This window comes from Mucilaginibacter sp. CAU 1740 (genome assembly GCF_039839285.1).
In the GTDB taxonomy this organism is placed as follows: Bacteria; Bacteroidota; Bacteroidia; order Sphingobacteriales; family Sphingobacteriaceae; genus Mucilaginibacter.
The window spans coordinates 281,392-307,160 of sequence record NZ_JBDOQS010000005.1 but is presented as its reverse complement, the minus strand read 5'-3'; the positions used below and the strand labels follow the sequence as shown (position 1 = coordinate 307,160).

Annotated in this window: 22 protein-coding genes; 14 read left to right on the top strand and 8 right to left on the bottom strand. The window is 43.1% G+C overall.

The features are described 5' to 3' along the window. The first annotated feature begins 25 nt into the window (after window positions 1–25). Complete coding sequence (locus AAFN85_RS13720; RefSeq protein ID WP_347527960.1) at window positions 26–442, top strand: hypothetical protein; 417 nt, start codon at window positions 26–28, stop codon at window positions 440–442. A gap of 506 nt (window positions 443–948) precedes the next feature. On the opposite strand, the gene AAFN85_RS13715 is transcribed toward AAFN85_RS13720, so the two are convergent. Beyond that, window positions 949–1,542 carry a hypothetical protein gene (locus AAFN85_RS13715; protein WP_347527959.1) on the bottom strand — a complete coding sequence of 198 codons (594 nt, stop codon included), beginning with the start codon at window positions 1,540–1,542 and terminating at the stop codon, window positions 949–951. 215 nt (window positions 1,543–1,757) lie between these two features. Between AAFN85_RS13715 and AAFN85_RS13710 the strand changes: the two genes are divergently transcribed. Beyond that, window positions 1,758–3,263 (top strand): IS630 family transposase, encoded by a 1,506-nt coding sequence (locus AAFN85_RS13710; protein ID WP_347527957.1) that lies wholly within the window; start codon window positions 1,758–1,760, stop codon window positions 3,261–3,263. A gap of 256 nt (window positions 3,264–3,519) precedes the next feature. Here the strand turns inward: AAFN85_RS13710 and AAFN85_RS13705 are convergent, their stop codons facing one another. Then, on the bottom strand, window positions 3,520–3,945 hold the full coding sequence (locus AAFN85_RS13705) for a hypothetical protein (RefSeq protein WP_347527956.1): 426 nt from the start codon (window positions 3,943–3,945) through the stop codon (window positions 3,520–3,522). A gap of 460 nt (window positions 3,946–4,405) precedes the next feature. On the opposite strand from AAFN85_RS13705, the gene AAFN85_RS13700 reads away from it, so the two are divergent. Further along, window positions 4,406–5,440, top strand: a complete 1,035-nt coding sequence (locus AAFN85_RS13700) for a hypothetical protein (protein WP_347527954.1) — start codon at window positions 4,406–4,408, stop codon at window positions 5,438–5,440. A 172-nt stretch (window positions 5,441–5,612) separates the two neighbouring features. Here the strand turns inward: AAFN85_RS13700 and AAFN85_RS13695 are convergent, their stop codons facing one another. From AAFN85_RS13695 to AAFN85_RS13685, 3 genes are all read right to left on the bottom strand, one after another. Continuing rightward, on the bottom strand, window positions 5,613–7,121 hold the full coding sequence (locus tag AAFN85_RS13695; RefSeq protein ID WP_347527953.1) for an MAC/perforin domain-containing protein: 1,509 nt from the start codon (window positions 7,119–7,121) through the stop codon (window positions 5,613–5,615). A gap of 1,149 nt (window positions 7,122–8,270) precedes the next feature. After that, window positions 8,271–9,095 carry an alpha/beta hydrolase gene (locus AAFN85_RS13690; RefSeq protein WP_347527952.1) on the bottom strand — a complete coding sequence of 275 codons (825 nt, stop codon included), beginning with the start codon at window positions 9,093–9,095 and terminating at the stop codon, window positions 8,271–8,273. An 8-nt stretch (window positions 9,096–9,103) separates the two neighbouring features. Beyond that, window positions 9,104–9,913, bottom strand: coding sequence for a LuxR C-terminal-related transcriptional regulator (locus AAFN85_RS13685; RefSeq protein ID WP_347527951.1), 810 nt, complete (start codon window positions 9,911–9,913; stop codon window positions 9,104–9,106). A gap of 168 nt (window positions 9,914–10,081) precedes the next feature. On the opposite strand from AAFN85_RS13685, the gene AAFN85_RS13680 reads away from it, so the two are divergent. From AAFN85_RS13680 to AAFN85_RS13645, 8 genes are all read left to right on the top strand, one after another. Continuing rightward, window positions 10,082–10,468 (top strand): hypothetical protein, encoded by a 387-nt coding sequence (locus AAFN85_RS13680; RefSeq protein WP_347527949.1) that lies wholly within the window; start codon window positions 10,082–10,084, stop codon window positions 10,466–10,468. Then, window positions 10,465–11,625 carry a hypothetical protein gene (locus tag AAFN85_RS13675; RefSeq protein WP_347527947.1) on the top strand — a complete coding sequence of 387 codons (1,161 nt, stop codon included), beginning with the start codon at window positions 10,465–10,467 and terminating at the stop codon, window positions 11,623–11,625. Before AAFN85_RS13680 ends, AAFN85_RS13675 begins: the two co-directional genes overlap by 4 nt. An 84-nt stretch (window positions 11,626–11,709) precedes the next feature. After that, a complete protein-coding gene (locus AAFN85_RS13670) occupies window positions 11,710–15,735 on the top strand; it encodes a cache domain-containing protein (RefSeq protein WP_347527946.1) in 4,026 nt (1,341 codons plus the stop codon). Between the two features lie 136 nt (window positions 15,736–15,871). Then, a complete protein-coding gene (locus AAFN85_RS13665; RefSeq protein WP_347527945.1) occupies window positions 15,872–16,762 on the top strand; it encodes a hypothetical protein in 891 nt (296 codons plus the stop codon). Between the two features lie 355 nt (window positions 16,763–17,117). Further along, on the top strand, window positions 17,118–17,276 hold the full coding sequence (locus AAFN85_RS13660) for a hypothetical protein (RefSeq protein ID WP_347527943.1): 159 nt from the start codon (window positions 17,118–17,120) through the stop codon (window positions 17,274–17,276). Window positions 17,277–17,353: 77 nt separating this feature from the next. After that, window positions 17,354–17,506 (top strand): DUF4304 domain-containing protein, encoded by a 153-nt coding sequence (locus AAFN85_RS13655; protein ID WP_347527942.1) that lies wholly within the window; start codon window positions 17,354–17,356, stop codon window positions 17,504–17,506. 449 nt (window positions 17,507–17,955) lie between these two features. Continuing rightward, window positions 17,956–18,375, top strand: a complete 420-nt coding sequence (locus AAFN85_RS13650) for a hypothetical protein (RefSeq protein WP_347527941.1) — start codon at window positions 17,956–17,958, stop codon at window positions 18,373–18,375. Then, window positions 18,368–18,745, top strand: a complete 378-nt coding sequence (locus tag AAFN85_RS13645; RefSeq protein ID WP_347527940.1) for a hypothetical protein — start codon at window positions 18,368–18,370, stop codon at window positions 18,743–18,745. The genes AAFN85_RS13650 and AAFN85_RS13645 overlap by 8 nt, the downstream gene beginning before the upstream one ends. Here AAFN85_RS13645 and AAFN85_RS13640 read toward each other — a convergent pair. Next, entirely contained in the window at window positions 18,729–19,253 is a 525-nt protein-coding gene (locus AAFN85_RS13640) for a hypothetical protein (RefSeq protein WP_347527939.1), read from the bottom strand. The genes AAFN85_RS13645 and AAFN85_RS13640 overlap by 17 nt on opposite strands. After that, a complete protein-coding gene (locus AAFN85_RS13635) occupies window positions 19,237–20,496 on the bottom strand; it encodes a hypothetical protein (RefSeq protein ID WP_347527937.1) in 1,260 nt (419 codons plus the stop codon). Before AAFN85_RS13635 ends, AAFN85_RS13640 begins: the two co-directional genes overlap by 17 nt. A gap of 545 nt (window positions 20,497–21,041) precedes the next feature. Between AAFN85_RS13635 and AAFN85_RS13630 the strand changes: the two genes are divergently transcribed. The 3 genes from AAFN85_RS13630 to AAFN85_RS13620 all read left to right on the top strand — a co-directional run bounded on the left by AAFN85_RS13630 (window position 21,042) and on the right by AAFN85_RS13620 (window position 23,340). After that, window positions 21,042–21,287 (top strand): hypothetical protein, encoded by a 246-nt coding sequence (locus tag AAFN85_RS13630; RefSeq protein WP_347527936.1) that lies wholly within the window; start codon window positions 21,042–21,044, stop codon window positions 21,285–21,287. 387 nt (window positions 21,288–21,674) lie between these two features. Beyond that, entirely contained in the window at window positions 21,675–22,853 is a 1,179-nt protein-coding gene (locus AAFN85_RS13625; RefSeq protein ID WP_347527935.1) for a hypothetical protein, read from the top strand. A 259-nt stretch (window positions 22,854–23,112) separates the two neighbouring features. Further along, window positions 23,113–23,340, top strand: coding sequence for a hypothetical protein (locus AAFN85_RS13620; RefSeq protein ID WP_347527934.1), 228 nt, complete (start codon window positions 23,113–23,115; stop codon window positions 23,338–23,340). Between the two features lie 433 nt (window positions 23,341–23,773). On the opposite strand, the gene AAFN85_RS13615 is transcribed toward AAFN85_RS13620, so the two are convergent. Next, window positions 23,774–25,618 (bottom strand): hypothetical protein, encoded by a 1,845-nt coding sequence (locus tag AAFN85_RS13615; protein ID WP_347527933.1) that lies wholly within the window; start codon window positions 25,616–25,618, stop codon window positions 23,774–23,776. Window positions 25,619–25,769: the final 151 nt, after the last annotated feature.

Below are 25,769 nucleotides of genomic sequence, written 5' to 3'. Positions count from 1 at the left end.
AATTTTGCTATTTGATTAATGTGGTATGACAGCGTATTCAATAGGTAAATTCAATGAAGCAGCACAGCGCAACCTTATCCGATGGGTTGAAGACAACCCAAAACTTAAAAACAAGATTACACCACACGATTTGAAATACCTGTTTGAGTTTCACAACAGGCGGGGCTTATCTATAGACCTTTGCCGGTTTGATATCGATTATTACAACGAAGTGTTTTTCCCACCTGAAGGTAACAAGCCTTTGACAGACCACTTTGTCGGGATCGTTTGCAACATATTGAGGCATACTTTAACAAGCATGGGCAAAGAGAAACTTCATATTACGGTTACTGTGCGTCATAAGGCATTAAGGGTAAGCCATTGGCAAACCTTTTATATGGATGAGGATTATAAACCTAAATGGAAGCCGGATTTAAGTCGTAAAGATTTCGATTGGCTTTGAAATGTCATTGATTGTGAGTAGGTTTATACAAAGAACCTAAAACTATTATGAAACGATACCTTGTCATCCTCTCCCTGGCTGCGGGAACTCTTATGAGTACAACCAGCTTTAATCCCGCTGATAAAACTTCAAGCATAAAGTATGCTACATGTAAAGGTGAAAGTCCTTGTCGTGCTTGTAAGAATTGCAAATACTGTAAACGCTGTGCTAAGCAAGGTTTGACCTGTGGTGTTTGCAAAAAGTAACAATGTCTATCATTTGTATGATAATTTTTCTATCAAGGAGTTTTTTATTGTCAGGTATAGGGATCTTACTAATTTGTTGTGCAGATGCTCAGCTAATAGAAGTTATCGCGGAACATATTAAGCTACCTGCGTAAAATTAAACTTAGTATGCCCGTATCCGCCAGATTTGATAATTGATCATGACTATGATATAAGTTATAATCTCAGACCGATAAATTTAGATTCGGGTGCATTGGATTCAATGCCCTTGAACGTCTTTACCTATACATTGTAGGTACTTAGTAATTCCAACCTTATTTTATTCATATCCATAGCAAGTATATCGTAGACTGCATCGTATTGGCTGCACAGATCAAATATAGCAACGCTGTAATGACCAAATAACCGCTCTTTGTCTTCGTCATTAACACTTCGTATTTTGTCTTCGATATCCAGCACCTTCAAGTACAATTCATGCGATTTGTTATTAGCAGCAATCAGTTCGTCATAAGATAACGTAACTTCGAAATAAAGCCCTATTAAGTTATGCCTCCAGTTATCGATATTCATCTGCTTTAAGCGAATATCAGCTTCCTTTAAGCTTTCAGACATCGATTTATAACTCGCCTCACTGCGCGGTATGTTTCGGCCTCTCCATAGTTGTACACTTTTCTTCAGGATGGACATGGTTTCGCCGGTAACATAGTAATAGTTTTCTGCTATCTCGACCTTTTTGTTCCTGTACTCTTTAGTAAGTTCAATATCGGATTTTCGCTTATCTCCTAAATATGCAAACAAGCCGGTTAACGCCTGAGTAATTAACGCACCTGCAAGTCCGGAGAATGCGCTGACAATAATAGTGGTATTTTCTGCCATATCATTAAATAGATTATTACAGATAATCGGAGGAAACGTTTTACTCTTATTCCTAAAGGTCGCTGATTTTGAAAGCGAAAAACCTCAATTAATGGATACCTACCGCTTCACTATCCGATCGACTAAAACAAATGTCCATCTGTTAGGTTAAATTAATATTATCGAAGCCTGATGTTATGATAAGGCACCAGATTCCTCAAAAGAAAATAAATCGTATGCGCAGGCAATTCATACGGGGTGATGAGACGTCTTACCGGATCGCAAAAAAACTCAACATTTCTACCGTTACTTCCTGGCGTTATATGACCGAATTCAAACTCATTAAGGCTACCTATCCGGAAAAGCTGAAAGATATGAATTTTTTCATGCCTGCGGAGCCGAAACAACATCGGAGGACCCGGCTTTATGTTCAGTTTCTTGGCCTCATACCACGTTTATTGGCAAATGAAAAACCTGGGGTAAAGGCCAAGCCTGTGTGGAAAAAATATCGCGAGATATGTCCCCAGGGATATACTTACCTGCCATTTACCGAATTGTTTTATAAATGGATCAAAGAAAACGGCTATCCGGAAAAGCCTACGATAATACCGTCCATCCCGGAGGCTGACCTGAAAGTTTTAAAAAAATGGAAACATTCAGCCGAGCGGAGGAAATGGCAAATCTCTACTACCCTTTTAATGGCGCTCGAAACCTCCCGCTATAAAAATATAACTGATAAAACAGAAGCTACTTTTGAGACCACAAAAAAATGGATCAACGTCTACCAGACCAAAGGCTTCAGCGGTTTCGATTTGCCTAAGCATAAGATTTTTCCTACTGTAATTAAACGTATGAATTCGCGGGCGGAGAAAGTCATTAAATTGCTCCATGAACCTCCTGCAGAGCACGGGTTAAACCGTACCAGTTGGACAATAACCGCGCTGACGGAGACCTACGAAAAAGTCTACGCAGAGAAAATTTCGTGGATGCAAATTTCTTATACGCTCAAACATAACGGCTACCGTTTTAAAAAGTCGAGGGACATGTTCACCAGTCAAGACCCTAAGTTTCGCGAAAAGATCAATAAATTACAACGTGTCCTGAGGGGATTAGGAAAAGATGAGAAATTCTTTTCTATTGATGAATACGGTCCGGTAGGCGTTAAAATCAAAGGGGGGACGATGCTGAAAAAAGAAAACGAGCCCTATCATATTCCGGATAAACAGAAACACAAAGGCGTTGTAATATGTACAGCCGCACTTGAATTAGCTACTAATCAGGTAATCCATTTCTATTCCACAAAGAAAAATACGTTCGAAACCATTAAACTTGTTGAAGTACTTATATCCCGATATTCGGATCAAAAAAGGATATACCTTTGTTGGGACAATGTAAGCTGGCACAGGTCAAAGATATTACTCAACTTTATCGAAGAGCATAACAAAGAAGCCAAACCGTTGGTCGTGCCGATGCCGTTACCATCCTGTACCCAGTTCTTAAATGTAATCGAATCAGTCTTCGCGGGGCTTGCCAGGGCAGTTATACATAACAGCAACTATGCCAATATAGAAGAATGCAAGGCTGCTATCGATAGGCACTTTCTGGAACGAAACGAGCATTTTAAAAACCATCCGAAACGTGCAGGTAATAAAATATGGGGCAAGGAGCCCGTTGCCCCGCGATTTTGCGAAACTCAAAAATGTCGTAACCGCAGGGCGATGCGGGGTGCAGACCAAAAATAGCTTAAGGAATGCTGTTTGGCTTTCTTTATCAGTAACGTATCTTATAGATCTTTTTCAAGTTGTCGTATTCATAACCTTTTAAGGACATTGGTTGAATGTGTCATAACTCAAGTTCTTCAGCCACCATAAAAACGAAAAAAACAAAAATCACCAAACACTGAAAAGCCGGGCGGTATGCGGTTAACTATGATATGATGTACAGGAATTAAATTTTACCAGCGTAGGATGTTTTGCCCGCACGTGGGCTTTCATTGTTTTAGCTGGTCTTCAACTTGTAGATACTGCCGCCGTGGATTGGAGCCAGCTTTTCTATTATCTCAATTTTGTTGGTATTAAGTAATCTTTGCAAAACACTAACGACCAGCCCTAAGGCATCCCATTCATAGTCAAAATAATTCGGGTAAAGTTCGAACAATTTACCGGCGATATCTTTCCTCGATCCTTTATTGATCATAGCTATACACTCTGTTACGGCTGTGGTTGACAGTTTGCTTGGCATTCTGCTATGCCTTCTTTTACGTTTTTTAGGAGGCTCTGCATGGAGCGGGGGAGTGCGATTCTGGACCTCAACCTCGCTTGATCTTTCAGGATAAAAAGTCTTTTTATAATTGATGACAATTTCTAATTGCCTGGTTAATTCTTTTTCCTGTTCTAGTAATATGTCGTAAGGTACAATTTCCATCCGAAATTGAAAAGGGTGTAAAAATAAGACTTTTCGATGAGAAAAATACGAGTGATTCGGGGAATGAGTTTTTTACTGCAAAAGATACACCGCCGCATATGGTGCCAAAGCAGACCATACCGAGTTATAGCGAGATAGCTAAATCGAAGACTGTTTTATCAAGTATTTCGAATAAAAACCGATTAGCAGTGATTATCAATTGATCTGATTCGCTAAACTGTAAATATCCCTATGATGTCCTTTCCGGTTGCACCGGGTTGCGGGGAATTAAAAGTGCAGGAATTTGGTCCAAGTGTAGTTATTCCGGCACTGGTGATGATTGACATTATACCTTAATTGTGTAAAGCATTTCACTTTTACCCGATATCAGCACAACTTCGGGTTAGTCCTGTCCTGTCTTTTAAAGTTATTTTATCTTCATTCAGATTTCGATCAATGCAAATAAACCTGACTTATACAAATGAAATTCAATTTAACCATCTTACCGGCCGCATGTTTACTGATTCTAATGACGGGTTGCAAAAAGGATAAACTAGCAGTCCCGGAAACTGAAAAGGCATCTTCTCCATTAAGCCTGGCAAGCAATATCGCTGGTCCCTACATGGTCACCACTATCGCAGGAGGGCCGTATTCCGGTAGCCCTACGCTGGTTGATGGTAGCGGAAAAAATGTACGTTTTCTGTATACAGACGGGATACAACTGGCTGATGATGGCAACATTTATGTTGCAGACGGCAACCGGGGTGTGATCAGGAAATTATCGCCGGCTGGAGCGGTGACCAGCATCAAGTTGCCGGACGCGCCAGGCGGTGAGCAGATGTATGGTGCTTTTTCGGTGGGTGTTGCCAAAGATGGTACGATCAACGTGATCACGGCGATTAATGATAACAGTGATTTTCCCGAGACCTGGATTTTTAAGCCGGGCCAGCCGGCCTTTGTTTCTACGTCGACTTACGCAACTAACAGGAACCTGTTCAAAGATCCGTATGAGGATTTCTTTTGGTTCAATAATGGGTTCAGCGCCTTCAAATACCAAAAGAATCCTTACGGGAGTGTGGGAACTGACGAAGTCGATTTCAATACTGATGAACTCAGTACGCCATCCAACCCGCATGGTTCCTTCAGCGCGTTTTGTATCGGGTACAATAAAGTAAAGTATTTTTCTGATGGGCCTTTTATTTATCAATATACGCCTGGGGGAAGATCGGAACGTTTGTTCATGGATCTGGGACTGGACAGGTTCTCGATGATCACAGGCCTTGCCATTACTAAGAATGCGAGGACTTTTTATGTAGCGGACAGCGGTTATATCCGGAGGATAGACGATGGAAAAGTGACGACGATCGCCGGCCCGGATCAATCGGGAGATAATAAAGATGGGCAGGGCAGGAGGGCTGACGTGCATGCGCTGTCTATCGCGCTTTCAAAAGATGAGGGAACACTTTATTTCTCGGATTACCAGGCGAGGGCCATTCGTAAGATCGCGTTGCGGTAGCTATTGTTGATTTCAACGGATCCTGTAAAAGGAACCGGCTTATAGAGGGAGCTGCGTAAGAATTGACTGAATTGTAAAAAAATGCCCCGGTGATTTTTACCGGGGCGTTATATTGGGCCGTCGTTGCTGAAACACGCCCGAAACTTAATAAACACTGTTGTATAAATATTAATTAGTTAGGGAAAGCATAGAATGCAACCCCGTCGCTTACCCAATTTGAATCAAACGGAGTGGAGTTCGGGCTGTAATAGTGGTCCTGTGCTACTACGGTCGGTTTGAATTTCACAAGCCCTATTTCAGTATGCCTGAATGAGTAGATCGGTACAGTGCCGGCAACATTCGTGGTATAGGCGTAAAATAAAATACCGTCCTGGTTATATCCGGCCCATCCGGGGTTTGGGTTAGGCCACAGGATCCGGTCGTTGAGTTGGCCATTGTACATTTGATAGATCGGGACAGCATTGTTAAACGGCGTTGAAAAGGCCTTGAACGGCAGGCTGTTCGGGTGCCATCCGTCGTTGATATATTTAACATACATGTTCGGGTCCAGGTTGTAAGCGTGCCTGCCCTTGGTATTGGTATAAAAATCATATACCTGCTGTGGGGCTACGGTGATCTGCCTGTCGCTGATATGCTTCTCGATCACGGCCCTTACCTGTGCTTTTTTAACAGGGTCGGCAATGAAATTGTCGAGGTATACGGCCCATCCTACATCGATCAACGCGGAGTTTTTATCGGTAACGCTTGCTTCCCAGCCTGCAATGTTGCTGTTGGTGCTCGCATTGCCATCCTTGTCGATAGAGATGCTTTGTCCGGAGTTGGTGCCGCCATAATAGGTCGCGGTATAATGCCTGGTCGTGTTATTGACAGTAGCCTGGGTGATTTCAGTCGAGGTTTTATCCGAATTGAGGTTTACGCCAATTACCTTGAGCACGCTGATGCCAAGCCCGATTTTGGTTTCAGAAGTTTTTTTGGCGTAATCGGTCTGGTTGTAGTTTGCGCCGTTGTAATCGAGCCTGAAAGATCCGCCGATAGTGATATCCAGCATCACGTGGGTGCCGTACCTGGCTACAAGTTGTTCGGCACTTTGAGTGGCCACGTTATTGATAAATTCAGGGGTAAGGTAATTCATCAGCAATGGAATAGTTGCGTCGCGGGTTAACCTGATCCGTTTTACCGCGTGAATGGCCTCATAGCTGGCATAAGAGTAGGCACTCGAGAACGACGTTTTGTTGTCGTCAGAGCTGCTTTTGCTGAAACTGGCTGAGAAAAGGAATTTGGGGCCATCTTTCTGGGCACCTTCAATTTTTGCGGCATTACCTGCGTTGGCGTCGAATGATCTTGAATTGCTTAGCTCCCTTGAATAATCGGCGGCGGTGCTTCCGTAATAATACCTGTCTACGCCACTTCCGGTGTTGCCGACATCGGTCCTGCTGTGGTAATCGGTATCAAATCTTTTCATGTCGAAAATCGGTGCGTCCGATACGCTTGATGGGTTGAGCAGGTCGCCTGTTACATCGAGGCCGTAGCCTAACAGGTCCCATGCGCCGTCTGCCACAGCTCTTGTTTTGACTGTGCCGGTCTTGGCTGGCGTAGTTGTTTTAGAGGGAGAGATGTCTGATTGTCGTTTGCACGACCATAATGCTGTCGCAACAGCAAAGAACATAAAGGTTTTCTTCATAAGTGATAAAATCCGGTTTATTAAGTTTGGCGACAAAAATAGTAAAGTATTTTTTAGTTTGTATTAAAATATGTAATTTATTGATAAAAAATATTTTCTTAAGAGTAAGGATATGATTTGCATTAACTTTTTAATGGCGCTTTATAGGGGTGGTTGGTTCATGCCTATGATGGGGATGCCAGTGGAAGAAGGCTTTTTTCTTCGTATTCATCCGGCGTTTGCTTTGATCTACATTGCGGGATTATCTTACGGAACTAGTACTATAACTAAGAACAAACATTTGCCGCAACTATCGTTGGACAATGCTTGGAGAATAATTTTGCCTGCGCGCCGCATGTGACTGAGCAAGTAGAAAGGAAGTTGAAAATGGTTACCATAGAAATGGCAGAAGTAATGTAAATGATGGTACAAATTACGCTAAGTGAACAGGATTAATTTTGGAGCACCTTAGTATCAAATATAAGTTCAATGAGCAAAAAATAGATTAATCACTCCAATACGGAAAAGAAAAAATTATTGCTCATTGCCATTTGTAATAAAAGGAAAAATTACATTTTGGGAGATGATGACGAACCTGTAGAATAAATTTTATTTTCATCTATTAGTAATTTTGTTATTTCGGATAACTCAGCAATGTCAGATTATGATGTTTTTGTAAAAATCCTTTCATTTCTTCAGATTCAGGCTATAAGCGAATCAAATCCCTTTGATAGCTGGTTCGAATAACGCACAGCTTGGGTTCCTCAACTATGCTCAAAATAACTAAAACGTATATTTATGCTAAAAGGAAATTCGAATTCCGCACGCTTTGCGGAACGAAAAGCCCTCCGTTTGTAAGATTAATATTTTTGATACCATCAAACAGGGCTTCGATACGGAAAAGGTACCTGCATTATATATTTTAAGGTGTCCGATAAAAAATTAGCATTCCAGGCCGTCGGCCCAGACTCCCCTGAAGAAAATGAACTTGCTAAAGCCATATGGTGTTTCAGGGATCAAGAAAGCTATAAACCAGGACCTGAGCAACCGGACAAAAATCAGGCGACCCAAACAGCGTATCTAACCGGCGAATTGCTATCCGACGCGTTTTTCCCTGCAATCTTATCAAAGATCAGATTGTCCCAAAGCGTGTTTTTTAAAGTCAATCAATCATTTGTATTGACCGAAATAGTCATGAAGCAATTTGGTGACCAGTGAAGGCTGATCAAGATGCAGAAAATGACTTGCCTGTTTTAACTTATATATTTTTCCATTCCACATCTTATGCTCCAGCGGATCCAGGTATCCAATGTTACTGATAGGGTCGTCTTCCCCAAAGAGGACAAGCGGGCGGATCCCGCTTTCCTGAAGCATTTTGATTTCGTCGCCATATTGCTGTTTCTGGACGCTTTCATACAGCCGGCTCCTGAAATTGCCCTTGACTTTGTGGTAATCAGCCAGTAAATCCGCGAGCAATTCGGGAGTGCCCGTATGCACGCAACTTAACAGCGTCTGATGGATAAGACGCTCGTCAGCATCATCCGCAAATACCGCGCGGAGATCGGCCCCGGGCCTGAACAGCACGTTAACAGGGTAATCCGCACCAATAATGCAGGGGCTGATCATAACCAATCCCCTGGCTTTAACTAAAGCCAGGCTCTCGCAGGCAATATTGCTTCCGAGGGACAGGCCTGCCAGAAAATAAGGCTCATCGCCCCCCAGCATATTGATCGCCGAAGACATAATTCGAGCTAATCTGGCAAGTGAATAACCGAAGGCATCAGTGTCCGGCCCCCCCGAATTTCCGTGAGCCGGCAGATCGAAGGCGACCATCCTGAAATCCGAGAGCAGGGGGGATGCCATCTGCCCGTCCCAGGTTTGCCGGGAGCCAGAGTTCCCATGCAGGAAAAATACCGTTTTTTCCCGGTCCGGGTTTTCCTCCCGGTAAGCAATGACCGTACCTTCAGCCTCCAGGTACCGTACGGCAGTTTTCATGCGCATCTTCAGATTAAATTCATTTTAATAGAATAGGCCACCAGGCTGATCGCGTTAGGCGTATTTGTTTTTTCCTGCATATTCCGACGGTGGTTGATCACCGTATGTTCGCTCAGGAATAATTTGCCAGCGATTTCCTTGCTCGTCAGGCCATCTGCCATCCACAACAGCACCTCTTTTTCCCTTTTTGAAAACTGACTGCTTTGCTCTTCGAGGTAGTAATTCATCCGGCTCAGCGTCTCGATCTTGCCCGGGGGCGAATCCATACTGAACCTTTCGATCGTGTGCACCGCTTTTCCCGGGTCTGCATAGGAAGATATGTCGTAGATTATGCCCAGGCTCATCAGCGGGTTTCCCCGCAAGTCCGATTGTATAAAAGTATTTTTCTGCAAAATACTGATGTATTGCCCGCCTTTCGTCCTTATCCTGAAATTATAACTGAATAAATAATTTTTATGCTCATCGGGCGGTACGGACCGCAGGAACTTGAGCCGGTCAGGGAAGATCCGCTCATTGAACAACCGCAAGTCGTCCTGATGGAATAGGCTGATCGCGTGGCCAATACCTCCACGAACGAAAGTGTCCGCATCATACCCGCAAAGTGATCTGATCGTTTTGGACATGAAAACATAACCATTACTCCGGTAATCATTCAGGTAAACGACCGGGGCGTTATGAGAGAACAAGTCAAAACCAGCGCTGCCCAGGTTATGGATCATCGACTCAATGCCTCCCGGATCCTCCCCGATCACATCATACCCCTTATTTTTTGACGTGTACAAATAATGAAGCCAGGTAGGGTTGGGGTACTTGTTCATAGTCGCAATATTGTTTAGTTATCAGTAAGTTATGATAAAATTCCTTGAAAATGACAAGAAATTGCTATTTATTCTATACACCACATAATATAATTTCATATTGTATAATAAATACGAAAAAATGACCTGATAACGGGAATTATTGTGCCACCATTAAAAACATTGAAAATGAAAGATACTGAATTAGAAGGCTCGTACCAGCTAAACGGGTCCGCTGACATCGTGATGTTGAAAGTAACTGTCGGGTTCGGACAGCTCGCCCAGACCTCTGTTTCAATCGACGCCGTTCCCTTAGTCACAGAACAGGCTAACGAGGACGGCAATTATGAAAACTCTTTCGAGATCCCGCTTGGAACCAATGCAGATCTGGCAGGCAAACATCTTTCTATACTCCCTGCTGTTGCAATTATCCAGGAGGATGAACACCGCACCAGCGTCCAGATCGAGCTTGTCGGTTCCGATGCACCCAGCGATTTCCGATTGTTGAAGGAGGACCAGTCTAAACGGGGAGATGTGGTTGATTACAGTGGACAAATAGATCTTTTAGGCGCATGAAAAAGTCGCTCTTTATAGCTGTGTTTACAGCCAGCCTGGCCGCTGCGGGCAGCATTCAGGCACAACACTCCAGGGCCAACGGCGATCCGGATGGAGATGGCTGGAAGATCAATGTGTTAAAAGCCCCGGCATCACCTGGCGCTAATTTGATCGGTATATCGCCGACCAGCATCCAAAAGCCCTCGGACCCGACCGCGTTCGCAGTTTCCCTGCTGAGTTCAACGGATAACCTGTCGACGATCCCGAATTCCTACGCCGTTGATTTCGCGCCCGCCTGGTTATTCCGGGGACAGTATATTACTTATGAGCAATTTACGAACGATAAGAATATCTGGAATAACATCAGGCAAACCTTCGTTACCTCATTCGCCTTCAAAAACGTAAAAGACAGCGTGGCTGACGTGACAAATACCCGAATCGGCCTGGGTTTCAGACTGTCGCTCAAAAGAGGGAAGATCAAAGACAATACGTTGGATAAGATAAAATCCACTTCAAATTATCTCAGCAAGTATACTAAGCTGAGGACCGATTACCAAAACGAAGTCCAAGCCCAAACCAATCTGGACTCGGCAACCCGGAAAAAGGCCTTACGCCAGGCGGACGCTGAAGCCAGGAATGACGCCAAAGGCTATCTCGACAGTATTAAATCAATCGTTGAATCGCTCGATTTTTCGCGCACCGGCCTGGTCATCGACCTGGCAGGAGGCTTCTCCTATGCTTTTTTGAACCAGGCGAACGGCAAGCTTGCCAATGCCGGCGCATGGCTTACAGCCGGATACCAGGGAAAACGCGGTTTGGATGCTTTGGGGATCGTACGGTTTCTGCATAATCCCGACCTGAGCGCAGCGCAGGTCAACGCGAAAGCCGCCCAGCCCGATTACCATACCCTCGACTTCGGCGGCCGGTTATTGTACGGGGCACCCGGCAACCGCTTTACCTTCGGTGCCGAACTCGTGTACCGGGACATTTCCGATAACCCGGACATTAAATCCTCCTGGCGTTACGCCCTGAACACCGACTACCAGGTAGGTAAAAACCAGGTAGTCTCCTTCAGCATCGGCCGTGATTTCGATGGCACGGTTAATAAAGGGGGTAACCTGCTGGCAGCGCTGAATTTCATTGTCGGTTTCGGCAGCAACCGTCCCGTCAGTAAATAGAGAACCGCCCACCGATTCAAAGGATGCCCGGTCATCCTGGTTCATACCAAATCATTTTTATAACTGAACTGAACACCGCTTTGCATGAGGCTCGACCTTTCCTATTCGCCAAAACAAGGATTTGTCTTCGCGACCGTTTTTTTCCTGATGTCCCTGGGTGCCGCCTATTTACTGTGGTATGTACCGGCGAACACGGCCAGTCTGCAGGCCCGGCAGTTCCGCGCCCTGCAGACCCTGGAAAAGAACGCCAGGGAAAAGGCCGATAATTCCCTCGAGCTCCTGAAAACCCTTATGAGGGCCGTGAAAACAGACGGAAAGGGGAGAATCGATGATAAGCAGGTGCGGGACTACATTAAAGACTACCCGACGGATAATTATACCCTCAGCACCGATACACAGGCAAGCAAACACACTGCGGCAGAAAAAGAGCAGAGAACGACCCCGGGCAGGAGCCAGGCACAAACTATCCTGAATGAAGGGCCATCGTTCAGCCTGGATGAAAACGGCCTTACCATTCGCCTGAAACAAAAGGCGGAAGTCCTGGAGATCAGTTATACGCTGGAGCAATTGTTTGGCCCGCTGCTGCGTAAAGATGCTTTCGATGAATACCTGGTTTTCAAGGGTGACGTGGTGGTCTACCAGACTTTCCCCAGCGGAGTCAGCGTGGTAGTCAGAGATTCGCTCCGGACCGGTAAGAGCCCATTTAGCGCCACACCCGTAAAACCGATCACGTTAAGCGGCACCGCTTATAAAATGTTCTGCCATCAGATCTCTTTCGCCCCCGGTTGCGAGCTCACCGTTTCGGGCTTGTTAACTGAAGCCCATTATGTCACCCAAAGGAACAAACTGCCGGAGCCGCTGGTACTGGCCCTGTTTTTAATTGCGGTGTCAGTTATCCTGGCTGTACCATGGATCAAGATCTACCAGATAGGCAGCCAGGACCGGCTCACCTCGGTGGACGGGATATTTATCCTTGCCGTACCAATGTTGCTGACATCGATCCTGCTATTCACGTTTTTGCAATACAATATGCACCTGATACCGGGCCAGGACGGGTTCCGGTTCGGCGCGGAAACCATTGGCGGAAAGATCAAGCAAAATGTCTGCAAGGAGATGAAGCGCACCTATGCGGCCTTAAAACTGGCGGACCAGTGCATCAACGCAGACCAAAAGAATAGCCCGGACAGTATTAACAGCTGGTCTTTCCCGCAGCCTGTCCAGGCCGACCTGTACCGAAGTCTGGGGCACGACTCTTCCATCCTTATTCATCAGGTCATCCAGCTGGACAGTTCGGGTAACGAAAAGCATAACTGGACCCCTGCCGGAAACCCCGTCCCAAGAGGAGATTACCGCAATAGGAATTATATCAGACAGTTAGCAGCCGGCCGTTCATACCTCCTCGGTTATGAGGATGCCTTTATGCTGGAGCCCGTCATATCCCGTACTTCCGGTCTCTTCACCACGGTCATGGCGATGAGATCATTGCAGGGAAGAAAGAATACTTTCACCGTGATGTCTTTCGACCTGCAGAGTTTGAAGTCCCCGCTGATGACGCCGGGCTATGCCTTCGCAGTCATCGATGCCGACGGCAAGGTTTTGTATCATTCCGATCCGGCGCGGCAATTAAACGAAAACCTGCTCGAAGAAACGGAAGACAGGCAGGTACTGTCCTCAGCCATCCACGCCAACCGGGATACAGCCGTCGCCACGGAATACTCCGGCAAACCTTTCAAGATGTTCGCGACACCAATGGAAGGGCTCCCCTTGACGCTGGTCATTATGGAGGATGCGGCGTACAGCCGTACGCTGCTGCAAAACCAGTTTTTCTTTTGTTTTTCAATGATGTTTGGTTTTTTCGCCATCCTGGGCCTGGAACTGATCCTGATCTTTGCCGTATCGATCCGCCCGGCATATTATAAAAAACATTATTTCGATGTTTCCTGGATCGGCCCCGACGACCGCTTCCAGCATGATTATCAGCTCGCGTTCTACGGTAATGTACTTGTGGTGCTCGCCTGCATTGCCTGCTCAGGCTTCGGCCTGAGCTTCTTTGAATATTTTTTTATATTCCTGTCCGCTGCCAGCCTGTCCTATATGTTCCAGAATGCGCTTTACGCCGTAAGCTATCATAAATCAATGGACAGCCGGAAGAAACTGAAGGTTTACAGCCTTTATGCCATGGTATCCGTGCTCCTCATCTTCGACATCACCGCCTTCGCAATGGGGCAGTTGTGGACAGTACCGCTGTTCCAGATCATCCTGGGATCCGCCCTGTATGCTTTATTCAAGGTCTACGCGCGAAAAAAGTCATTATACCGGTTCGTCAGCAGGCTGGCAGCAAGCGATTTCACTGCCAGTTTTTCCCTAATGACCTTCAGCAGGCTGATGGTTACCAGCGGGGTCTCGGTTTTCTTCTTTTACATCACCATCGATAATTACAATATCAAACTCCTAACCCGCTACCGCCAAAGCCATTTTATTACCCAGCTATCGGACAAAGGCATCACGGACAGCGCCGGCCTGAAGCGGCAAGCCGTTTATCTTGACGATGTCTGGATCGACGCTGTCCGCTTCCCGGAAGAAGTCAAGGATACCGTCAACGAGGACCGTAATAACGGTTTGGCCATCCGGCTTTTTCAGTTGTTGACCATGAACAACGATGACCTCCTGCCCGATATCAGCGGGCTAAGCCAGCTTCCTGAAGACGATTCCTGGTATTTCTCCAGTATTTTTAAGGGAGGGAAAGGCCTGAGCAGGAACCGTCTGAGCAATGGCGCATATTGTCAGCTGTCATCCCGGGACCTGCGGTACGAACTGCCCGGCCTGTTCAGTTATAACAGCTACAAGTCCTGGATATTCTGGTTGCTTTTCATCATCACCCTGGTGACGTTCTGGTATATGTTCCACCATATCCTCCGAAGGTTGTTCGCACAAAACCTTCCGAAAGAGCAGGGCTGGGAGAACATCGACGAAGCGATCCTTAACGACCAGGTAACGAATAAGCTGATATTTATGATCGGCGCACCGGGTTCGGGAAAACTGACGAAAGTCAAAACCCTCATTGACGGCGGTTTTAAAGGCTATGCCGATACCTCCCTGAACCTCGATGAGCAGCAAATGACTGACGGCAACGTCTTTGTCGCCGACATGTTCCTGATCCCGAACGAGCTGGATAACACGGAGGCCAAGGATGCCTGGGATACCATGGTCGCCGAACTCCTGAAAGACAAGTATAAACTTATTGTCGTCAACCAGTTCGAATATGATATCAAGAACCCTAATTCGAATAGGACCAAACTCAACCTGCTCGAAAGCATCCTCGAAAAAAAATCGGCTAAAGTGATCATCATCTCCACCGTTCACCCGGTCAACTTCCTTGATTCGATCAACCAGCAAAAAGAAAGTGAAGCCCCCGGAGGCACCAGAACCAATCCTGAACACGAACTGGAGCGCTGGCATGTCTTGTTGGGCCATTTCCGCATCGTCATCCAGCCGCTCGTCAACGACTCACCGGACCTGAACGATCTGCGGAACTGGAGGAAAACATTCCAGCATGAAACGCGCGCAGGGCTGATGCTCAACGAACTGCGTGCACCCGTCAGGACCATCAACAAAGCGCTCAAGGACGCACATATCACCGGCGACGCGCTGACTCTTAAACTTGGGATCACCGCCCATTATTTCTACATGTACATATGGCAATCCTTAACGAAAGAAGAAAAGTTCCTGCTTTACGACCTTGCAGAAGACGGCCTGATCAACCCCTACGATGACTACAACATTGTGTTACTGATCAGCAAGGGCCTGATCATCCGCCGTCATGGTGTGCTCCGGCTGTTCAATAACGGTTTCCGGGAATTTATCCTGACCGCGATCGGAAAATCCGAAGCCGACCTAATCCAGCAGGAGATCAAGGACAACGGCAACTGGAACAAACTCAGGACGCCACTGACCCTGCTGATCATCACCGTACTCGCTTTCCTTTTCACCTCGCAGAAAGAAGCCTACACTGACCTCCTCAGATACCTTACCATCATTCCGCTCGGACTAACCGCAGCAATGAAAGTGATAGACCTCTTTAAACCCGGAACAAAAACGACCAATACCTGAAATAAAATATGAAGAACCATAAGCGCCCAGCTTTCAGCTTGTCCCAAAACCGCCCGAAGACCCACCAAAAAAGGGGGGGAATAACCCAGGTTACCAGCAGAACTTTCCCATTCATCATCAAGCACCAACGAAAACAATGAAAACCAACCCGGCATTGACGATTACCCACATCCGGGCAAGCCTACGTATTGCCCTCCTGTTATTACTCATACTCGGCCGGACCGCAGCTTCGGCGGCGGTACAGGCGACCGACGAGCAACTGGCCGCCGCCAACAAACGTATAGACATATTAGTAAAGGACACCACCAGATTGTGGCAGGCCCAAAAGAAAATAGCAGCAGATTACAAAAACCTCAAAGCGCGCATGGACTCCCTGACCAACGCCAGTGCCAATCTGCTGAACGCTACCTACAGGAGCACCTTTACCACCGGTAACTGGTTTGTCTTTATCATAGGTACGATCCTTGTCATCGCGCTCATTGTCATTGTGTTCACAACGCCGAAAGACGGTAAATTTCCGTTAGGCTTACCTGATGGCAGCATACGGGCCATCATTGCGATACTCGCTATCCTTTTATACGTCCTGATCTCTCTCGTACTGGCCGCCATACCATCATCCGCCATCGCCTCCGACGTCACCAAAACACTCGGTACCCTGGTTGTCGCCATTTCCGCTTTCTACTTCGGATCCAAAACCGCCGAGCAGGGCATCAAAGCCGGTGCGGACATCAACGTCGCAGCCGCGAAAGTAGCTTCCGAATCCAATAATTGCACCGAGCCCCCTCCGTTAAATATCATCAAACAGGCCATTGAAGCCAACAAAACGGAATGGCTGAAACTGTATAACGCCCAGGACATCTTTGCCGGTAAAAAGCAAAGCAGCGGGACCATCAACGATGTGGACTGCATTATCTTCAAGGTCATCGCTAAGCTGGACTCACCCGAAGGTAAAGCCATACCACCGCTGATCACCTACGCTACCGCTGGCAAAACATACAAAATACCGACAGATGTGCAACAAGCCTGAACGGTAAACAGGCGAGGCTCGTGAATACTTCATTGCTGCGCACTGCCAACAATATTTCATATACAGGTGACTTGTTTCTTTGAACAAAGCCCCAGTGTTCGAATTGGCGAAAAGCATAGCGCAACCCGGAAATTTCCACGGGTAGGTAAGTTCAGCTTTATCCGCAAATCCTAACTGGAACACAACGCTAAAGAGACAAGTGCATCCTGAAATTTAATACGAAACTACCGGATATTGTTAAAATTAAATCGAAGTAACAACGAGGACCCAGAACAACAAGCAAATAAGGTTTCCAAGTGATTTTTCCGGATATCGAAAAAACATGCAAAAGCGTAAAGAAAATGATGATGTGTAGATGGTAAAATCAGTGAAATCGGTTTGCCTCTTTCACTTCCTGGTATGGATGCTCAGCCGGTTCAAGGTTTACCAGCGAGTGAAGTGGAAAGGCCTGGGCCTGTTGCTGGTGAAGAGCCATGTGGAAGTACTGCAGGGAACTATCGCGATCCGAACCTAAAAGGGCAAAGGAACCGGTTTCAAGATTGAATTTTTTAAGTGAAAAGTACCCGAACCATCAACAGCTAAACCTATTAAATGAAGACTACAGCAGAAGTAAAATTAGAAAAGGTTATTAAGGAAGGTTTTCAGAAACAACTGAAACCACTCGGTTTTAAGAAAAAGGGGATTGATTTTTATTTGAGGCAGGAGCACATTGGGCAGATTATTAGCGAGCAGAAAAGTGCCTAAGGTGATAAAATACCGACGAGAAGCAAATGAAATTCGGCTTTATTGAAATCAGTTATGTTACCAAGTTTATTAATTGTGAGGGACCGGCAGGGCTGCTCATCCGGGAACATTCGAGTCCACCTTTTGCAAAGTCGACTACTGTTGTACCTGATTTTAGAATTAATCGTGGTTTGGTAATATTCTTGAAAAAAACCTTCACAAAGTCCGATACTTTGGGCACTTTGGCCGTGGTGATTACTGTGTGCCCGTTTTTTACATATTGAAAAAGTGAGTGCAAATAACAATTTGAAACAAATCCCAATGCAAAATAATTAGGGCGTATTGGAAAAGTTCGTTTAGGTCGCTGCGATAATATGTTAGGTCCAAATCAGATGTTTTGTTCAAAGTATTTATCAATAAAAAAAGTATAACACCTTGATTTATTAAATCTTATATATTATTTTTAAGGTATGAAAGCTAAATACTCCTTGTCACTTTTATTTAGTATAGTAAGCGGGCAGCTTTACGCTCAATCACCATCAGAAAAAGCTGCCGAACCAGCCAAAGAGGAATTTGTTAATCCTGTTCCGGGGCAGATGATTAAGGACAGTCAATGGGGCTTTATGACTTCATATGAATTTATGTTGTCCGTTTCAATTTTGATTTTTGGTCTTTTCGTCATCTTCGTCGAGCTTTACCTTATAAAAACCAATCGAATCAGTCAAGATAGGGCCGTGAAGTTTATCATCATCACATTGGTTATAATAAGCACAATTTATTTAATTACTGCTGGTTATAATAATAACCAAATAGCACCGGCTACGGGCTTACTTGGAACTATTGCAGGTTATTTATTAGGGCGGACTGGTAATCCCAAAGAAGATGAATAACGTTTATTCAATCATGCTGTTAGTGTTAGCGATAGTAATTCCTCATTTGGAAATGACAAGCCGCCAGGATACTGTCCATAAAACTCCGTTGCATAGCGCCCAAACGCCCGGTTATCTTCCTAATAGGGTTTTTATAAGGGCAAGTTCTAAACTAAATTATGCTGTTTCATTCGATAATGTGCATTGGATCGTCTCATCCATTGGCAGTATAAGTCATCCCGATAGCTGGCGAATGGATACTGAATTTTATATCAAAGTTGTGACTGCAAATAGAAAACCAGTTGTTTATAAGCTGGTTGCAAATAAATATTATTCAATTGATTGGAATAAAAGTAAAGGTTGCTGGGACGTGTTCAGTGTTTCAAATTAGGATTGGAAGTCAAGGTTTTTAAATTGGTAACTCCATTAACTGATAATTCGCCTAAGTTGAAAACTGTTTTAAAATCTTTGGTTACAATGGCAGCCTGTTCACATGACACTGAAATAACCACGTGAATTTCTTTATGACGTTTTCCACGAAATCGTAAATAAATTTCAGGTTCAAACGCGCAGCTTTTCTTAAACTTACTACAGATGAAACTGGTAGTATCAGTTAGAATTTGTATTGTCCGTTTGGTTCGCGCCAAATTAAATTTCTCGATAGCTAAACAATGGTAACCATTGATTTTATCGTTCTGCTTTTCAAGGATTTTTGATTGACCTGTGGAAAGATAGAAAACTTCGCAAGTTCTAATTTTAGGACCAACAAGTAATTTTTCCAAATGGCTCGAAAATCTTTGATATGCTGAGTCAACAGGAACAGTTTGAGCCGCGAGGTTAAGCGGACAAAGAAAATAAATTACAACGCATAAATTCGTAATTCTAATCATTAACTTCATAGTGATAAATAGGTTCTTGTTTTTTCTTCTCAGATTCTGTGTCTTTCATCGTGGATAATCTTGCAGAGGAAATTATATCCTTCCACCTCATTGAGGAACTGCTAATGCCAGTTGCTTGTAAAAAAGCACTTATGAAATTGTTACAGAAACTACCGCCCCAGCCCAAACCGTAATAAGAAGGTTCATTAACGTCACTGCCTGCAATCAGGAAATTACCTGTCTTATTGAACATCTTTTTTACGGCAGCCGGGTTCAGCATGTTACTTGGTGCCATAAGTAAAGTATTATCTTTTATAGGGAACAATGCACCTGCATACATGTTACAACACTCTCCAAATACCATAGTAAGTCTGGCTTTTTTATTACATAAAGGTTGATAAATATCTTTGGCCAACGACATTGAATTTTCTTCTGCCAAGCCATCAGCAAAGCCTTGTCTAAGATCTAATGATGGCCAGGAACCATTATCCATACGCGCATGAAAACCGTGGCCGGAATAATAAAATATAACAATGTCATTTTCGGAAGGTAAAAAATCAGAAACTAACTTCCTTAAAGTTGGTTGAGAAAAGTTTTCTCCTGTAATTTCAATGATATTGATGGGAACTCCGCAAACTTTGGCGATGTCTTTAAAAAACGCTTTAACTTTTCTATGGTTTACTCTGAAGCCGTCACCAAGTTGTGAATCATTGGTGTTTGAAACGAGTATCAACTGTATTCGGCTCGCTGCAAAAGAATCGTCTGGTGTATTCCATTTCCATTTGTAGTCGTTAAGATAAGCATTAGATATATCATCCCTGTTTAATTTGGTAAATGATGTTACCTTTCCATACACGTTGCCATTAGCAGTTTTTGTGACGGTTATATCTGGAACATAATAAGTTTCCGATGGTGATTTGGTTAAAAATAAATTGTGAGTACGATAGGTGACCGTAGTGTCGTCGACATTAGTACTTCGATCACCATGAATAACCCAATAGTTTTTGCCATGTAGTTCAAATTCTGATATATGAAATTTTTCTTCTACTAACTTCCATTCTCCCTTCGAGTAGAATCGAAAACGCATTACATTGTTTGTACTGTTTTTTGAATAATAGAAAATTAATGCTTTATATTCGGTGATCCCGTTGCTATAGTTTAAATTGTAAGTAACTTCGTAAATCCCCTGCGCATAGGTTTTTGCGAAAAAGCAATTAGAAATGAAAAAAATGATGAAGCAAATGGATATTGATATCGATTTCATGGTGATAGGTTGAAAGTAGGTGTAATGGGCTATTAATATGAAAGTTATATAAGTTTTTCAAAAAAAGCAAATTGTTTTTTACCCTAAATCCCCAAAATGCCGAGTGTGACAAAACCAATAATTTACTTATAAAACTTGCGAAGATAGCGGGGGGACGATCGAGTATATTCGGCGGGAGAGGTTATAACTACACTTAAATCCAAATGTGGTTTTTAAGTTTATCTTATAAGAACACCAAGGCTTGATAACACATTGTTGAAAGTTGCCTTTCTGTAATTAATACTATTGGGGGATCTGAATCGACGCAGGTCGGTAACATATTGTTGACAGTTGTGTTTAATTTTTTCATGTTTACCAGGCAATCTCCTTGTGTTGCCCGGCTTCAGAGTAGAGGTAGAATCAAACATCGCGAACTTTTCGCGTACAAGATAAGGCGCTTCATCGTTAGTCAGATCGTTGATTCGATTGGCGAACCTTCAATCTCATCGATAGTGGATGCTGAATGCTTAAGCAAAAGGAAACTTGTGTTTCGTTAATCATTTTTTTTGATTTTTATCTTAGTAGAATTAAACCGTAAAATTATTCCCAATCGCATACAAAAGCTTGTTAAAATAATTGAATCGGATACCGCCGTGCAACTGGAAACAGATACAAATGCTTTTTTAGAAACAATCAGCTTTGAGAATGTTATGAATGTCGAATACAGGCCTTTGCTAACAGCAATGGGAACACTCTATACAACGATGATTTTTTATAGGCACTCCTTTGAAGCAGAGGATGAATTAAAATAATCGGACGTCCATTAATAAGTCTTATAAATCACGACATTGCCAACGCATCGGGCTGCTTTGGCAATGCAGATTACCTCTTTCTCGAGATAACTTTTACAGGTGAACACCTATTTATTTTTTTATAATCTAATTTGGCGAGCTTATCGAACAGTTTGGTTATGATAAGGTAAAGGATTCAATCAAAATAGTAGGCGTTACAGCCGTACAGGCAAAATTTTTGCGCGATTACTTTGACGCTTATAAATCAAATTTGCATTGCTAAAATTGCTTGTTAGCCGTTTGCTTCTTCTCACTGGCATCGGACGCAAAATTGCGTCTTAACTTATCGCGCTAATAATGCATTTTGTTTATCTTCGGTTTGCGTTACTATTTATAATACAGAGCGATATGTTTTCCAACGAAGATAGTTTAGATCAGGATGAAAATTCTCAATTGAGAAATGAGAAAGCACGACTTGAAGTTCAAATTGCAAGAAATGAGGTCGAAAGCCATAGATCAAAAATTAAACTTGAAAAACAAAAAGTCTGGTTGACATTCTTAACCGCTTTTATTGGCATAACCGGATTGTTTATTACTTTTTATTCACAACGTAATCAACTCAATTTATTGCAAAAACAACAATTTGAAGATTCTTATATAAAAAAAGTTGAATTATTTACAAACTCCCATACTGAAACCGCTAAGCTTGCGGCAATTATCGCATTGCTGGGATATGTAGAGCCGGATGTCGAAGAAAGTATACGGATTAGAACTATCAGTTTATTGGGTATTGCGGCAGAGTCAGATACCCTAAATTCCGTTAGGAGCCTCATTAAATCCGAATTAGTAAGACGTGACGCAAAAGCGACTTTAGTTTTTTTGGCCCAACAAAATAGAGAACTTCTAAAGGAAGCAGGAAGTAACTGGTTTATAGTTGCCAATCAAGATACTTCCGACTCGGCAACCAAGAACCTAAATCGCCGGTTGATATGGAATATCGAAACATTAAGTAATTGCATTAGGAAATTAAAAGTTATTGAAAATTTTGATTTTAGCGGTGTTGTATTCGGTTCAGTAAATTATTCTATTAGCCGGACTGTGAGAGATTCGGCAGGAACTGATAATAGTATTACTCACATTGAACGCGTTAGGAAAGTAATTTTGCAAAGTTTGAACCAGCAACTGGAAAGTGTAGTGTTCAACAGAGTAAAGTTCAGCTACGCTCAATTAAATGGACTAAAATTCAAAAATGTGACATTCATGGACAGTAACTTTGATAATTCATGTATGATTAATACAGAGTTTGAAAGCTCCCGGTTTGATGAGCATTGTTCATTTAAACATTTCTACTGGTCCACCGACTATGGTATTGACGCTGCCGAGTTAGAACAGTATTACCCGGTTTGGCGAAATAGTGAGATAAAGGGTTCTGAATTCATGCCGTTCGATACGGTCTCAACAGGTCCTGTATTCCGGGACACAACGTTTTTCAAAAACAGTAGCTGGAGTTTTAACAAGCCATTCAATAATGGTAAAATTTTGATCAAAAGAAGTGGTAAAAGTGTGGGCAGCCAGTCTCCATATTAATCTTCGCATTTAAAACTTTTGCGCGATTACTTTGACGCTTATAAATCAAATTTGCATTGCTAAAATTGCTTGTTAGCGGTTAGCTTTTCAATGGCGATGAAAATTTTTATTACATTATTGCGATGCCCCATATCATATGGGGCTTTATTGTTCGGTTAATATGAAAATGGTGGTATGAAAACACCGACAAAAGCAAAACAGTAGGGTTTTCATACTATTACGCTCGGAAATTTTATCTTAGCAAAATCAAATATAAATTATGCCCGTCCGCTTAAGCAAGCTTGTTAAAATAATTGAGTCGGCTACCGCTGCAGAACTGGAAAAAGAAACAAATGCTTTTTTAGAAACGATTGGCTTTGATTACCTTCTGGATGTCCAATACCGGCCCATACAAACAGTGATGGGAACACTTTATACAGCAATGATTTTGTATAGGCAATCTTTTAATTCAGAAGATGAATTAAAACAATCCGATTTCTTGGGATAAACTTTAAATGGTCATTTAGCCTGCACATCCGGGGCTTGCCCGGCAATGCAGATTACCCCTTCAATAAAATCAATAAATTAGTTGAGATATCGTTTACCGGCAGTACACCAACATCGTCATCTTGCTTTAATTCCAGTTTTTGCGAGCTTATCGAACAATTTGGTTATGATAAGGTAAAGGATTCGATCAGGATAGTGAGCGTTACAGCCGTACAAGCGATACTTTTGCGCGATTTTTGCGACACTTATAAATCTAATTTACACTGCTAAAATTTATCGTTAGTCGTTGCCTAAGAAAATATTCATTGCTTTATTATGAAGCTGGGTATTGCATAGAGCTTTTGTAAGTTATTAAAATGCTGCGGCGAAAGCACCGACCAGAAGCAAAATTTTATGAAGAATAAAAAGTCGTCCATCTGGGCGGCTTTTTGTTCTTAAAGTTTTTTTTTCACCTTATCACGCATTTTGCTTAACAATACGGCATCCGGGACACTTCCTTGCAAACCAGCTTCAATAGTTTCTATGACTTTGATTAATGAGGGATTGTTCCCACTTATTTTAATCGCGTATTTTAGCGCGTGACCCATTAACCAAGAAGCCATTGGGATATCTGTGGCCTTTCCTAATAAGCCGATAATGAACCCCTTGATATTCCATGCGCTTAAATGATCCTTGTTTTTTTCATACTGTTTCACAAAATGGTTATAAGCCTCAACGGTTTCAGCTACTTCTTCTAATGTTCCCTGATGTTTTGAGATATCTAATACCAACTTTCTGAATCGTGCCGTTTCCACTGAATTGAATGTTGTGGCAAGTTCAACTACTGGCAGATATCCATTGATCGCTAAAATATTATCAGCTGTAAAATTGGCATAATCCCGCTTCTGCATAACCCAGTCTTCACTGGGTGTACCTGAATAAAGATCGGCGATAAGCGAACTCACCGCTGTGGTATCATAGCCATGAACCGTGGACGGTATTAATATAGAACCTGTACCCGCGGCCCATTCTACAGCAGGCGCCGACATCATAAAGTCTAATTTAAAGTCCCGGTTGGTATAAGTTTCAAGCATTGGCCGCACCAAGTTCATGGTACCAAAACTGCTCAATATAATCGAATCCTGCTGGTTCATCATGTTAGGGAATCTTACCCAACCGTTACCCGTATCTGTTATAGTTTCACGTATGGCTTGTGCTAACTTCGGGTTTTGTGTTAAAGATGGAATGGATTTATCGACAGAAGATAGCAATAACTGCTTTTCCTCGATGGATATTGCAGGGAATAGGAACGGATTTCGTCTCCTCATTTCGGAAACAGTCATCGTCGTAACCGACCGGGAAAGATGAACGTTACTTTTTTTTATACTTAATAAATCCTGAAGTAAACTTTGATCATAATTTTCAATTGATTTTGGAAAAAGCACCTGTAGTTTATTTAACTCATGCAGCTTTAAAAACTCATCTTTACTTAGACCCAATTGTTCAAAAGCCTGTTCTTGATTTTTGGTATATTGTGCCACAAGACAGATTTGATCGTACATAGTCAAATAGTTGCGGATATTATCTGCAAATCCTGAACTGCAATCAATCAGGCAGCGGAATTGCTTCGCTCGTAAGGATTCTGATTTGTATTGTTGGCTATCGTCAGGATTTGAAGTCAATATTTTATGCCTTGTGTCCATCCACTTATCTTCATCTTCTTCCCAAGCAAGAGTTAATTCCGATGAAAGTATACGTTTTGCATCGTGCGCCGTAATTACGTTTTGGATGAAGTTTAGTTGAGATTCGGGTTTTTTCTCTGGTTTGGTGCCATTAACAAAATTTACGGGAACTTGAAATTTAGCCTCTTTAAAAATGTTCTTCAAGTTATCAAACCCTTCACCCGAGACATCCTCGAAAAATGACACTGAAATTGGCCTTGTGTTTAAAATTTCATAATCAGGGTACATCTTTGGTATCAGCAACTGAATCTCGTATTCAACATCAGATTGCGTAACCAAATACCCGGCTTCAAGAGCCTTGGATGAGGCGATTTCCCCGTCAATTTGAACCGCATTTTCAGGCAATTTATTTGTAAGCAAAATTTGAGTTCCCATGATCTTATGATCGAGGAACCATTCATGAATATTTTGCCCGTCAGTGGCCAACGTATTTTCGGTAATTTCCGGACAATAAATATAATAACGTCCGCCGCTGTAAAAGAGGCCATTGGTCGATATCTGAAATTGCCCTAACAAAAATGTTTCGTAGGACATGATCGCATATACGTCATATTTCATAAAATAAGGCTCAGTTTAATATACTAAAAATAATAGTTTTTTACAGTCATTTCACAATGGCATTGGATTAATACTGTATATTTGAGTATGCCTAACATTATCAAGATAAATGTAGCGCATTACCCCATGCGATATTAAACTATTTTATCCC